This window comes from Winogradskyella wichelsiae (genome assembly GCF_013403925.1).
Lineage (GTDB): Bacteria > Bacteroidota > Bacteroidia > Flavobacteriales > Flavobacteriaceae > Winogradskyella > Winogradskyella wichelsiae.
Genome location: NZ_JABFDJ010000001.1, coordinates 617,053 through 629,316, shown reverse-complemented (window position 1 = coordinate 629,316; position 12,264 = coordinate 617,053). Strand labels below are relative to the sequence as shown.

Genomic DNA, 12,264 nt, shown 5'->3' with positions numbered 1-12,264 from the left:
TAGAAAGAATCTTCTGTTTATTTAATGGTTTTGTGAATAATAACATTGTCAGCTTTCTTATAACTTGAGGTATAAATATTTCTTTTCATAATCGATAACAGCCTTTCCTTTTTTTAAGATATCCGCACCAAGTATACCATCTACAGGGTCTGCATCATGATTAATAAGTCCGTTGTTAACATGAGAAAGATTAAATAAAATAAGCGCAACACGACTCTTTTTCCATTTTCCGAGCTTAACGGAATTTGAATTAGAAATTTGTGTCAGCATGTCAGAAGCCCCAGCACCAACTGCTTTTATTTCCGAATCTTTAACTTTAAGATTAAAACGTTCAATGGCTTCAAAACCGACACAGCTATTTGAAGCACCAGTATCTAAAATAAATCGACCTTTTACGCCATTAATAGTTGCTTTTATTTCAAAATGATTGGTTTTTGTGAACTTCAATTTAACTTTAGAATAGCCTTTATTTGTAAGGAAGTCTTTTAACGTTTCCATAGTTGTCTTTTATAAATTAATAACAGAATTAAACTAGCAATTATCAAGCCGATAATACTATAAATAATCATATTTATATAATTGAAAGATTTTGCTGGCGTTACATCTCCAGAATAAATAAAAGCACTCCAATAATAAGGTGATTTTTTAGCATTAGAAATAGTATCAGAATTTAGGTATGCTAATTTAGAACTTTGATTAGCGGAAAAAGCAGATTCAGTTTGCCTAAGATCATTATAAAAATGAGACATAATTTTTGAGGTGGATAAATCATTAATTTTCCACAGGGAAACAACCATATTAGAGATGCCTGCGTATTTAAAGCCACGTGCTAAATTCATGCTGCCTTCTCCCTTTTGAAGCATTCCTACACCGGTTTCACAAGCACTTAAAACCACCAAGTCACTCTTTAAATCTAGGTTGTACAATTCTTGTAGGGATAGTTTAGAATCTATAAAATCTATATTTGCTGCCGTTGTAAAATCACCACTATTGGCATGTGTAGAAAGATGTAAAATACTGTAATCGTTAATTTGTTTTAAAACATCTTTTTTAGTTGCAGCGTTGTACATTAAAAATTCTGTTTTAATGGCATCATCTAAGCGTTCTGCTTCATCAATAGAATAGGTGAGTTTAATATTGCTATTGTCAAAAACAGGAAAAACACCTAATGCTGAGTTTTTAAATGCATAAGGTTTTGTGTCGTTATAAAAGGAAGCGCTAGTTTGGTAGGCAATACGATGCTTTTTTACCATAAAAGGCATGTCGGAATAATTAGACGTTGTAGTTGCGTTGGTGAGTAAACTTTCAAAAGGAATAAAATTTAAAAGTCCATCTGCAATAATTACTACATTTTGATACGTAGCGATGTCTTTTAAATTTAATACGGTATAAAGTTGAAAAGCATCTTCCGTAAATTGTAAAACATCATTATTTATAACTGATGCATTTTCGAAATAACTAATAAATTTAGAAATACTATTTCGATTTGAAACAGTATTTTCAATACGGTTAAAAGCGATATGATTTGGCGAGAAAATAAATTGGTAGATGTCATTATTTCCAGAAAAATATTCAACCAAACAAGCTTCATCTGTTTTTAATTTCGACTTTAAAACTTCAATATTTAAATTGTATAATGAAGATTTGTTGTAGGTTTTGGTAATAGAATCTTGCAATTTTTTTAGTTGTGTACTTGTGGTAATGAGTTGTAATTGCAGAGTATCGCGTTCTAAAAGTTGAGTTTTGTTAATGGGTCTGTTTAATAATTTATTAGAAAAATGTTGCTGCTGTTTTAGTAGCTGCTGTTCTGCTAATAGAAGACTGTCTTTTGGGTGTTGTTTTAAAAATGTACGTTTATTAGTGTACCATTTTAAGCCTAAAGCTTTATTGCGTTCAGCATATTGAAATGCACGTTTTATGTAACTGCTTTCCCCTTTAATTTGAAATAAATCATATAAAATACGGATACATTTTTCACTACGGTCTTTATTGGTATTGGCGCTAAGAATGTAGCTTTCTTGGTTGGTGTTTTCTTGTGTAAGCGATTCTGATATATAAAAACTTAAATCATAATACTGTAATTTTTTTTCAGGATCGGTTTCTAATGCTGCCCATAAGTCAAAAATATCCATAAAGGTATTTTCAGGATATAAATCTTTTGGTTTAGGACGTTGAGTTTTATCAAAATTAGGAAGTAAAATGGCTAAGCAAGTTCTTAATTTAGCTAAAGCTTTATCATTTTCATCTCTTAAATAATGTAATTGTGCTTCTTGAAAATTAAATTTAGCTCTACTTCTTGCTGATGTTAGTTTATTGATTTTTAAATTTTTTAATAGATTTAAATTAGTATATGCAGTTTCATAATCTTCATTTTCTAAAGCCGTTTCGTAATTAAGCTGATAGGTTTCTGCGTTTTTAGGATTAAATCTTGGGCCAATAACATCATTGTCTAACGATAAACGCTTTTGATTGCTTTCTATAAGTAATTCGCTTTTTCTTTTAATATAATTTAGATTCCGTTTTTGTCGGTTTTTTATACCTTCAATTTTAAGTCCTTTAGCTACAATAGCCATTACTTGTTGATGCTTGCTTAAGGATTGATAAAGCTTGGCTAAATTGATAAACCCAGTAATTTGCTGTTGATTGTTGTTCTGTTTTTGCGCCAGATTTATATAAAGGGTAATAATCTGTTCGGCTTTTAAGTAAGCGTTAGTTTTGTGGTAGAGAATACCTAAAGGAATAAGGCAATATTCTACAATATCATAAGAATTGATGTGTTGATGAATGTAGATTTCGTGTGCTTTTTCGTAGGCAGAAATCGCTTCTTTTGAACGATTTATTTTATTAAGAAAATAGGCTTTATTAACTAATAGATTAATAAAGGCATAATAATCATCTTCTTTATTGAGTTGTTTTTCAAATTGAAGACTTTTGATGTTTAATTGCTCTAAACCCTCATTTGTTTGATTTTGATGAAATGTTTCTGTGGCTACATAAATAGATTCTTCTAAATCTTGAGCATAACATATTGCCGATAGCAAAATTAAAAATATAACAACCCCCTTTTTAATCATGTTAGAATTTCCAAATAGCATATAGTTGTAGATAATTGTAATCCTCTTCTAAGTTAAATACATAACGAGCACCAAGACTTGGTCCTATGCGAGCAAAACCAGCTGTAGCTTCAACTAAAAAACCTTTTCTAAAATTGGTGAAAGATTCTGAAACTTCTGCATTGGTAGTACTGCTATCAAAAAGAAATAAATCAGCACCTTGTCCTTCAAATTGCTCTATTAAAATAGATTGTTCTTGCTTTTCATTTACAGAAAAAGCACCTATAATGCCAGCACCTAAGCCGATATAGTTATTTACATTATATCTTACCAATACCGGAATTTCCCAATCTATATTATTATAACTTTTATTGGTGGTGGTGCGTTCTGTGTATGGAAAACCAATAGCGCCATCATCTACAATTTCTTCTTTGATTTCGGTGTTATTTTTAAATTTATGAAAACTGTTTAAAAGTTCTACTTGCCAATACCAACGATACGATTTGTAGGGCGAAATTGTGGCACCAATAAAATAACTTTCAGAATTTTTAAGATCTGAAAATGAATTATAACCCGCTTTGGCACCAATAGAAATTCCTGGTAAAAAACGCGTTGTAGAATAATTGGTAATTATCGGTTCGTTTTTATCAAAGATAATTGCAGTTCTAGATTTTGTTTTTTCTTTATGGAAGTCTTTAGAAAACTTTACACGGTATTGCACAAAACCTTTAGTAGAATCGTAAACTTTTACATTTTTTTGTTCACTTCCAGGTAGATAAATATTTTTGAAAGTAAAAATGGCTTGTTTGTCGGTATAAGTAGTGTCAAGGCAACTATAAGCAACATCGTATTTAGGACAAATTTTTACTTTGGGATACATATCTAAAACTTCAATCGAAGTTTTATCAAACATATCTGGCACATCGGTTTCTAAACGAATGGTTGATGCAGGACCTTCGCCATTATTTTGAAATCTGATTTTAAATTTTGGTCGTTTATATCTTACCAATCTGTAATTAAGAAATGTAGAATTAGATGACATTTTATTAGGGTCATGCGAGGTTACGATTTCCATTTCCATATCTTTTACGTGGTGGTTGTCATAACTATCATCAGGAACATAAACACCTCTTACTGAAATTATCGCAGAGGTATCTTTTAGCATTTCTTTAGTGGTTTTTAAACTGTAAAATACGTGACGTTCTTCGTTTGGTTCCATATTTTCAAAACGTAATTGACTTGAGTTTCTATAAGCAAATTTAGCTTCTTCTAAGGTTAGAGGAAGATTTCTTCTCACTGTAGTGTCTTGTGGTTTTGCTTTTAAAGACATTATATCATCTTCTGCGGATGCATAATAAACATCAGAATCAAATTTTGAAGCATAAACGATATCATCGGTGATTTCTTTTTCTTTGTGATAGGGTCTTGTTTCAATGAGGTTAAAGTTATCGGTATCATATTTTGCTTCATTATAGAAGAGTAAGAATTTACCGTTTATTGTGTAGGTTTTAGTGTTCTTGTAGCTGAAAACAACAACTATTTCTTCGTTAGGTATAGGTTCTCTATTACGTTGAAGGCTTAAAGCAGAGTCCATGGACGCTTCCTCTTCAAAATTATCATTTGCATTGCTAACATTAATTTTTTTAGGACGTGTTACAGGTGGTTTCCCGGTGTCATAGTTGTTGGTTGCCCATAATCTTACGGTATACTCTCCGTTTTTCTTATATGTTTTTTTAGGATTTTCTTCTTTACTAAAAGTACCATCTCCAAATTCCCAAAAATTAGTGTAAAATGCTTTTGGTGCTCCCGCAATTTGGTTGAGTACTGGGGCATCTGCATTAAACTCAACAGCGTTCCCTAAGTTTTTATGAATAATAGTAGCTGTTCCGCGTGTAGTATCTTTCTCTATTTCTTGCTGTGCAAAACTGAAAATAGAGAAACTAAAAGCTAGACAAAAAAAGTGGATTGATTTCATTTATAGGTATTTATAGCGACTAAATTTAACAATTATAATTTAAGCAGATTGAAGAATGCACAAAAAGTCAGAAAAATTAATTTCTGACTTGATGACTAAGTAGGTACTTCTGATTTAAGGCAAATCATTCATTAAAGCTGTTAATGAAGCTTCAGTACCAACTATAGTCTCCCCTAAATTAAATGTTATTATATCGTTTTCCGCAATAATCATTGGCTTAATAGCGTATCTCCATATCCCATCAGATTCTGTTATAAAAATTACATGGCAAGCTAAGCCAATTGGAATTTGTCCGTAATGCTCACTAAAAATATTTAAGTCTTCATCAAAAGTATCTAAGTAAGCTAAGGCGGGTGCTTCACCATCGTAAGATAAATAAATAGCACTGTTTTGATTGTCGTAACCCTCTGGTGCTTGTACTTGAAGTGTTGTTTTTGGTCTTGGATCACTGTAAAAACGATCTACGTTAGTCCAACCAAATCCTTCAATATTAGTATAATAATTTTCGCCTTCTAAGAAAACTTCTCCTTCTTCTTCTCCATTTTCATTATCAGCTTCTTCCCAAGCTAAGTTTCCATCGGCGTCAATTTCTCCATTCCATAGCGTCATATCAGGGTCAGAACTACCTGTCAGGCTAGAAGGGATTATTAACTGAAAACTACAAGTCGTATCTAAAACAGTTCCATTTTGTGTTGCTTCTATAAAGAATTCACCTCCAGAAATTAATAAAGCTTTACCTCCTCCTGGTAACACGCCCATTGTAGGTTTATTAGTGGTTAACATACTTCCTTTTTCAAAAAGCTCAATATATTCTAAAGTAATATCTCCGGTAACAGGATTGCCATTAGCGGTAAGACAATTGGCGTTAATGTTAATTTGAACACCATTTGCTGAGGTTAAAGAAATGTAAGTGTCTTCTGTGTTAAACGTAAACATTTGTGTGTGATTCTCTAATGCAATAGCTCTAATGTTATCAAATTCTTGAGCTGTAGGTGATGCAATATTAGGTGTTTCACTTTGGTTGTCATCTTCTGGATTGCAACTCGTAGTTAATAATACGGTTACTGTGATTAGGGCAAAAAGGCTGCATAGTTTTTTAATAAAAATAGGTTCTGTACTAGGTTTACAAAAGAGATGGTTTTTAGTTTTCATAATATTGGCTTTTAAATGTTATTCGTACTTATATAAATAATTAAGATGACTAAATAGTTGTCTTTTTATATGTTCCGTTTTTTATTGTTACACCCTTAAATCAAAAGCTGTTTAGAATTGTTACCCTCATTTTAGAAAGATTTTTTAAATTCGTTGAAAATAAAGGGTTCATGAGCGCAAAAAAAATACACGAAGATCAAAAGTATGTTGACGGACTAGCGGCAAACAATACCTTTATCATTCAAACTATCTATGATAAGTTTGCACCTAAAGTGATTAACTATATAAAGAAGAATAGTGGGGATGCTTATGATGCACAAGATGTAATCCAAGAAACTATTATAACAATCTATAACCAAGCGAAACAAAATAAGCTAGAGCTTACTTGCCCTTTTGATGCCTACTTTTTTTTATTGTGTAAACGAAAATGGTTAAATCAATTAAAAAAAATTGGAGGTAAAGAGGTAACAATTAATGAAGAAGTTTTATCTGAGGATGATGATGCCCCAATGTTATCCTTTGAAAGTTCTGTTTTTGAAAATAAGGAAGCTTTATTTAAAGAAGCGTTTTTAGAACTTGGTGAAGCATGCAGAGATTTACTAAACGCTACTTTTAAAATTAAGTCAATGGAAGAAGTTGCTAAAAGTCTTAAAATTACTTATGCTTATGCACGGAAGAAAAAATCACTGTGTATTGGGCAATTAACTAAATTAGTGCAGGCATCACCAAAATTTAACCAACTGAAGAATTAAAGTTATGGAAGAGCAAGATTATATACAGTTTGAAAGTTATCTGTTAGGTGATTTGTCTAAAGATGAATCCATTGTTTTTGAAGAAAAATTAAAAACCGATGTTTCATTTAAACAAGCATTTGAAATTTATAAAGATATGTCTTCACATTTAAAACATGAAATTGAGAATGAACAAGAAAATTCTGATTTTAAGGCTAACCTAGATGTGATTTCTAATATGTATTTCAATAAATTAGAAAAGGATAAAACGATAGAACAGCCTTCTCATAAATTTAATTTTTATAAATATGGCATTGCAGCTTCGGTAATCATTTTAATTGGATTTTTTGTATTCAACCAGTTTAGTGATCCAACTTATGAGGATTACAATAGTTTTAATACAATTAGTTTAACTGTTAGAAGTGGTGAAAATGAAGCAATGACTAAAGCAGAGCATAGCTTTAACTCTAAGGATTATAAAGAAGCAATCATAGCTTTTAATGAGATATTAGAAAACGATTATTCTAATTTAGAAATTCAACTTTATAAGAGTATAGCGTTGGTAGAAACTAATCAGTTCCAAGAAGCCGATGAGTTGCTTCTTAAACTGTCTCAAGGAAACTCTGCTTACCAAGATAATGCGAAGTGGATTTTGGCTTTAAGTTATCTTAAACAAGAAAACATAACAGCTGTAGTAGAAACTTTAAAAACAATATCTCAAAATTCTGAGCATTATAAAGTGGCTCAAGAGTTGCTAAATCAACTCGATTAATTATAAAATTTCAATATTTTAATAAAGCATTAACGAAACTCTATTTTATCTGCTTTACTTTGCAAGAAATTCTAAAAAGAAAGTCATCAAAACCAAGATGACTTTTTTATTTTTGCAAAATGATAATTACAGATACACATACACATTTATATAGTGATGCTTTTGATGCGGATAGGTCAGAGATGATTCAACGTGCTATTGAGGCAGGTGTTACTCGGTTCTTTATTCCTGCAATAGATTCGGCATATACAGAATCGATGCTTCAATTAGAAAAAGATTTTCCTGAGCATGTGTTTTTAATGATGGGTTTACACCCTACATCTGTAAAAGATAATTACAAAGAAGAATTAGGGCATGTAGAAGCACAATTGGCTTCAAGATCATTTTTTGCCATTGGTGAAATAGGGATTGACCTCTATTGGGATACATCTACATTAGGTATTCAGGTTGATGCCTTTACACAACAAATAAGGTTAGCAAAGAAATATAAGTTACCAATAGTAATTCATTGTAGAGATGCTTTTGATGAGGTTTTTGAAGTTTTAGAATCAGAAAAAGGACCCGATTTATTCGGTATTTTTCACTGTTTTACAGGGACTTTAGAACAAGCTAAAAAAGCTATTTCTTATAATATGAAATTGGGTATAGGAGGAGTCGTAACTTTTAAAAACGGTAAGATAGATCAGTTTTTAAACCAAATAGACCTTAAGTATATTGTTTTAGAAACAGACTCGCCGTATTTAGCCCCAAAACCATTTCGAGGTAAACGTAATGAGAGTGCTTATATTAATAAAGTAGTAGAAAAATTAGCTGAAATATACAATGTTACTGAAGATGAAGTTGCAGATGTAACAACAGAAAATTCAAAAGCTATATTCGGAATCTAAATGACAAAACAACCGCACATCCTATTAATATATACAGGTGGAACCATTGGTATGATCAAAGATGTTTATACAGGTTCGTTAAAAGCGTTTGACTTTGATAGTCTACTTATTAAAATTCCTGAATTGCACCTTTTAGATTGTTCAATAGAAACCATTTCTTTTGAAGAACCTATAGATTCATCAAATATGCAGCCTAAGTATTGGGCTGATATCGCTACTATTATTGGTGAAAACTATTTAAAGTTTGATGGTTTTGTTGTCTTACATGGTAGTGATACAATGAGTTATACAGCATCAGCACTAAGCTTTATGCTCGAAAATTTAGCAAAACCTGTAATATTAACAGGCTCACAATTACCAATCGGAGATTTACGTACGGATGCTAAGGAAAACCTTATTACATCTATACAGATGGCCTCTTTAAATATTGAAGGATTACCCGTTATTAGAGAGGTCGGTTTGTATTTTGAATACAAATTATACAGGGGTAACAGAACAACAAAACTAAATGCGGAACATTTTGAGGCTTTTGAGTCATTTAATTATCCTAATTTAGCAGAATCGGGAGTGCATTTAAATGTAAATTCAGAATCTCTATGGAAGCCAAAAGCCAATAAAGAACTGATTTTACGAACCGCAATGGATACAAATATTGGAGTACTGAAATTATTTCCAGGAATTTCAAGACCAATTTGTGAAGCTGTTCTTACAAGTAATTTAATAAAAGGATTAATTATTGAAACTTATGGGGCAGGAAATGCCACAACAGAACCTTGGTTTTTAGAATTAATTGAAAATGCTATAAGAAAGGGACTACATGTTGTAAATGTAACCCAATGTGCTGGTGGAAGTGTGAATATGGGGCAATATGAAACTAGTTCACAACTCAGATTATTAGGCGTAATATCTGGAAGAGACATCACTACAGAAGCAGCCATTGCTAAATTAATGTATCTTTTAGGAGAAAATATAGAACAAAAAGATTTTAAAACTATTTTTGAAACATCTCTTAGAGGAGAAATGTCTTAAAAATAACATTATAAATTTTAGGGTTTGCGTATTTTTTTGTTATTTGGCACATTGTAATTTTGAAATAAATTTTAGAGAGAGGTGGCCGAGTGGTCGAAGGCGCACGCCTGGAAAGTGTGTATACCCCAAAAGGGTATCGAGGGTTCGAATCCCTTCCTCTCTGCTGATATTTATGTTGTAATTGCATATTTTTTTTTATCTTTAACACTTTAACTAATAAAATTAAGATTTAGACAATGAAAAGATTATTTTCTATCCTTGCCATAACATGTTTAATGGCTATCGGAACTGTTAATGCGAACGCAACAACATTCGCTACTACAACAGCAACTATTACAACTGTAGCTCAAGAGGAACCAGTTTCTGAAGATTTGAGTTTCCATCAAGAATTAAAAAAGCGTTTTATCGAAGGTGGTGCAGGCTTTATGGGAGTTGTATTATTATGTTTAATCCTAGGATTAGCAATTGCAATTGAAAGAATTATTTATTTAAACCTTTCAACAACAAACACTAAAAAATTAACTCAAAATGTAGAAGATGCACTTAACTCAGGTGGTGTTGAAGCAGCTAAAGAAGTTTGTAGAAATACAAAAGGACCAGTGGCCTCTATATTCTATCAAGGTTTAGATAGAGTTGATGAAGGTACTGATGCTGCTGAAAAAGCTGTAGTAGCTTATGGTGGTGTTCAAATGGGTCAATTAGAAAAGAATGTTTCTTGGATCTCTTTATTTATCGCTTTAGCACCAATGCTTGGTTTCATGGGTACTGTAATAGGTATGATTTCTGCTTTCGATAAAATTGAAGCTGCAGGTGACATGAACCCTTCATTAGTAGCAGGTGGTATTAAAGTAGCACTTTTAACAACAGTTTTCGGACTTATCGTAGCTATTATACTTCAAATCTTTTATAATTATATCATTGCTAAAATTGATAGTATTGTAAACGATATGGAAGATGCATCAATCACTTTGATGGATTTATTAGTAAGACATAAAAAATAAAAAGTAATTATGAATTTTAAAACTATATCAAAAATACTTGTAGCTATACTTGGTTTTTTAGGTATTATTTTCTTAGTGCGTATTTTAGCCGTAGGAGATGAAGCTATTAAAACAGGCGGTGAAGACGGTTTAGTTGACCCAATGGCTTATGTAGCGTATGTTATTTTGGCTTTAGTATTAGTTTTTGTATTGTTTTTTGTATTAAAAAACTTATTTACAAATACTGAAGGCCTTAAAAACACTTTAATAGGAGTTGGATCATTTGCTGTTGTCTTAATTATAGCATATGTAATCTCTGGTGGTGATGCTATGTCTTATACGCTTCAAGAAGGAGGATATGCAACTGAAAGCACATCACAACTTGTAGGAGCTGGACTAGTGTCTTTTTATTTACTATTAGCAATTGCTGCAGGAGCGATGATTTTTGCAGGAGCAAAAAGAATAATTAGCAAATAATATATTATGGCAAAAAGATCAGCACCCGAAGTAAATGCAGGATCAATGGCTGACATTGCATTCTTATTACTTATTTTTTTCTTAGTAACAACTACTATTGAAAAAGATAAAGGATTATTAAGAAGTTTGCCACCTATTGATGACACTGAAGTAGAGCCGCCAGTTATTAAACAAAAGAATCTATTTACTGTTAATATTAACAGAAACAATCAACTTTTAGTAGAGGAAGAAGAACTTCCTATAACAGAGTTGAGACAAGCAGCAATCGATTTTTTAGATAATGGTGGGGGTACAAACCCAGCAGGTCAATCTTGTGATTATTGTAAAGGAGAAGGTTCATCCGAGTCATCGGATCATCCTGATAAAGCAATTATCTCAATGAAGCATGACAGGGAAACCACTTATGAGAAGTACATGGAAGTACAGAATGAGTTGGTTGCAGCCTATAACTACTTACGTGAACGTGAAGCAGCGAGATTATACAAAAAGTATTATCCGAACTCTGACAAAGTTTTTACAGCAATGTTAGAAGAGAAAGAGAAGAATCAATATAGTAAGGATGAAGTGCTTAATGAGCGTATAGAAACCGTTAAGAAATTATTCCCTATGAAATTGTCTGAAGCAGAACCAGATAAAAACTAAAAGAAACTAATATGTCTAAATTTAGAAAAAAAGAAAAAGGTGAAATGCCAGCGATTTCAACGGCATCTCTTCCTGATATTGTATTTATGTTGCTTTTCTTTTTTATGGTTGCGACTGTAATGCGAGACAGTTCTTTGATGATTGAAAATGCACTACCAAGTGCAGATCAAGTAGAACAGCTTAAAAAAGACAGAACTATTTTTATCTATGCAGGTAAACCTAGTAGTCAATACAAGCAATTTGGAGAAGAGCCAAGAATTCAGTTTAATGATGCTTTTATAACAGTTGAAGACGTTCAGCCTTCAATTTACCAAGGAATCAGTGAAATGAATGAAGAACTGCAAAGTAAAGTTGTAGTAGGCCTTAAAGTAGATAAAAATACGAATGCAGGTTTAGTATCTGATATTAAACAAGAGTTACGTAAAGCAAATGCATTAAAAGTAATGTATATTGCTAATACAAAACTTGAACAATAAGTGTAAAATTTCTTAATTTTATATAAGAAACGTCCTGAGAAATCGGGACGTTTTTTTGTTTAAAAGCGATTAAATATTTAGTAATTTTAT

At 31.8% G+C, this 12,264-nt stretch carries 12 protein-coding genes and 1 tRNA gene; 9 read left to right on the top strand and 4 right to left on the bottom strand.

Translation table 11 applies throughout. The features are described from left to right. Positions 1-57: 57 nt before the first annotated feature. The 4 genes from HM985_RS02735 to HM985_RS02720 form a co-directional block, all read right to left on the bottom strand. On the bottom strand, positions 58-498 hold the full coding sequence (locus HM985_RS02735; protein WP_179374757.1) for a retropepsin-like aspartic protease: 441 nt from the start codon (positions 496-498) through the stop codon (positions 58-60). Then, positions 486-3,095: a CHAT domain-containing protein gene (locus HM985_RS02730; RefSeq protein ID WP_179374756.1), complete on the bottom strand. Its 2,610-nt coding sequence runs from the start codon at positions 3,093-3,095 to the stop codon at positions 486-488. Before HM985_RS02730 ends, HM985_RS02735 begins: the two co-directional genes overlap by 13 nt. Then, a complete protein-coding gene (locus tag HM985_RS02725; protein ID WP_179374755.1) occupies positions 3,076-5,028 on the bottom strand; it encodes a PKD domain-containing protein in 1,953 nt (650 codons plus the stop codon). Before HM985_RS02725 ends, HM985_RS02730 begins: the two co-directional genes overlap by 20 nt. 114 nt (positions 5,029-5,142) lie before the next feature. Then, positions 5,143-6,180: a hypothetical protein gene (locus HM985_RS02720; protein ID WP_218843356.1), complete on the bottom strand. Its 1,038-nt coding sequence runs from the start codon at positions 6,178-6,180 to the stop codon at positions 5,143-5,145. 170 nt (positions 6,181-6,350) lie between these two features. Here HM985_RS02720 and HM985_RS02715 point away from each other — a divergent pair, with 170 nt between their 5' ends. The 9 genes from HM985_RS02715 (at position 6,351) to HM985_RS02675 (ending at position 12,174) form a co-directional block, all read left to right on the top strand. Then, positions 6,351-6,932, top strand: coding sequence for an RNA polymerase sigma factor (locus HM985_RS02715; protein ID WP_179374754.1), 582 nt, complete (start codon positions 6,351-6,353; stop codon positions 6,930-6,932). A 4-nt stretch (positions 6,933-6,936) separates the two neighbouring features. Next, entirely contained in the window at positions 6,937-7,683 is a 747-nt protein-coding gene (locus tag HM985_RS02710) for a tetratricopeptide repeat protein (protein ID WP_179374753.1), read from the top strand. 119 nt (positions 7,684-7,802) lie between these two features. Next, positions 7,803-8,570 carry a TatD family hydrolase gene (locus tag HM985_RS02705; RefSeq protein WP_179374752.1) on the top strand — a complete coding sequence of 256 codons (768 nt, stop codon included), beginning with the start codon at positions 7,803-7,805 and terminating at the stop codon, positions 8,568-8,570. Further along, complete coding sequence (locus HM985_RS02700) at positions 8,571-9,599, top strand: asparaginase (protein WP_179374751.1); 1,029 nt, start codon at positions 8,571-8,573, stop codon at positions 9,597-9,599. A 75-nt stretch (positions 9,600-9,674) separates the two neighbouring features. Then, positions 9,675-9,762, top strand: a tRNA-Ser gene (locus HM985_RS02695). Positions 9,763-9,835: 73 nt separating this feature from the next. Then, positions 9,836-10,600 (top strand): MotA/TolQ/ExbB proton channel family protein, encoded by a 765-nt coding sequence (locus HM985_RS02690; RefSeq protein WP_179374750.1) that lies wholly within the window; start codon positions 9,836-9,838, stop codon positions 10,598-10,600. Positions 10,601-10,609: 9 nt separating this feature from the next. Then, positions 10,610-11,056: a hypothetical protein gene (locus HM985_RS02685; protein WP_179374749.1), complete on the top strand. Its 447-nt coding sequence runs from the start codon at positions 10,610-10,612 to the stop codon at positions 11,054-11,056. Positions 11,057-11,062: 6 nt separating this feature from the next. Continuing rightward, entirely contained in the window at positions 11,063-11,698 is a 636-nt protein-coding gene (locus HM985_RS02680; RefSeq protein WP_179374748.1) for an ExbD/TolR family protein, read from the top strand. Positions 11,699-11,709: 11 nt separating this feature from the next. Further along, positions 11,710-12,174, top strand: coding sequence for an ExbD/TolR family protein (locus HM985_RS02675; protein WP_179374747.1), 465 nt, complete (start codon positions 11,710-11,712; stop codon positions 12,172-12,174). Positions 12,175-12,264: the final 90 nt, after the last annotated feature.

Coding starts and splice junctions, on each gene's coding strand:
- HM985_RS02735 (WP_179374757.1), bottom strand. CDS start 498: ATGGAAACGTTAAAAGACTTCCTTACAAATAAAGGCTATTCTAAAGTT.
- HM985_RS02730 (WP_179374756.1), bottom strand. CDS start 3,095: ATGCTATTTGGAAATTCTAACATGATTAAAAAGGGGGTTGTTATATTT.
- HM985_RS02725 (WP_179374755.1), bottom strand. CDS start 5,028: ATGAAATCAATCCACTTTTTTTGTCTAGCTTTTAGTTTCTCTATTTTC.
- HM985_RS02720 (WP_218843356.1), bottom strand. CDS start 6,180: ATGAAAACTAAAAACCATCTCTTTTGTAAACCTAGTACAGAACCTATT.
- HM985_RS02715 (WP_179374754.1), top strand. CDS start 6,351: ATGAGCGCAAAAAAAATACACGAAGATCAAAAGTATGTTGACGGACTA.
- HM985_RS02710 (WP_179374753.1), top strand. CDS start 6,937: ATGGAAGAGCAAGATTATATACAGTTTGAAAGTTATCTGTTAGGTGAT.
- HM985_RS02705 (WP_179374752.1), top strand. CDS start 7,803: ATGATAATTACAGATACACATACACATTTATATAGTGATGCTTTTGAT.
- HM985_RS02700 (WP_179374751.1), top strand. CDS start 8,571: ATGACAAAACAACCGCACATCCTATTAATATATACAGGTGGAACCATT.
- HM985_RS02690 (WP_179374750.1), top strand. CDS start 9,836: ATGAAAAGATTATTTTCTATCCTTGCCATAACATGTTTAATGGCTATC.
- HM985_RS02685 (WP_179374749.1), top strand. CDS start 10,610: ATGAATTTTAAAACTATATCAAAAATACTTGTAGCTATACTTGGTTTT.
- HM985_RS02680 (WP_179374748.1), top strand. CDS start 11,063: ATGGCAAAAAGATCAGCACCCGAAGTAAATGCAGGATCAATGGCTGAC.
- HM985_RS02675 (WP_179374747.1), top strand. CDS start 11,710: ATGTCTAAATTTAGAAAAAAAGAAAAAGGTGAAATGCCAGCGATTTCA.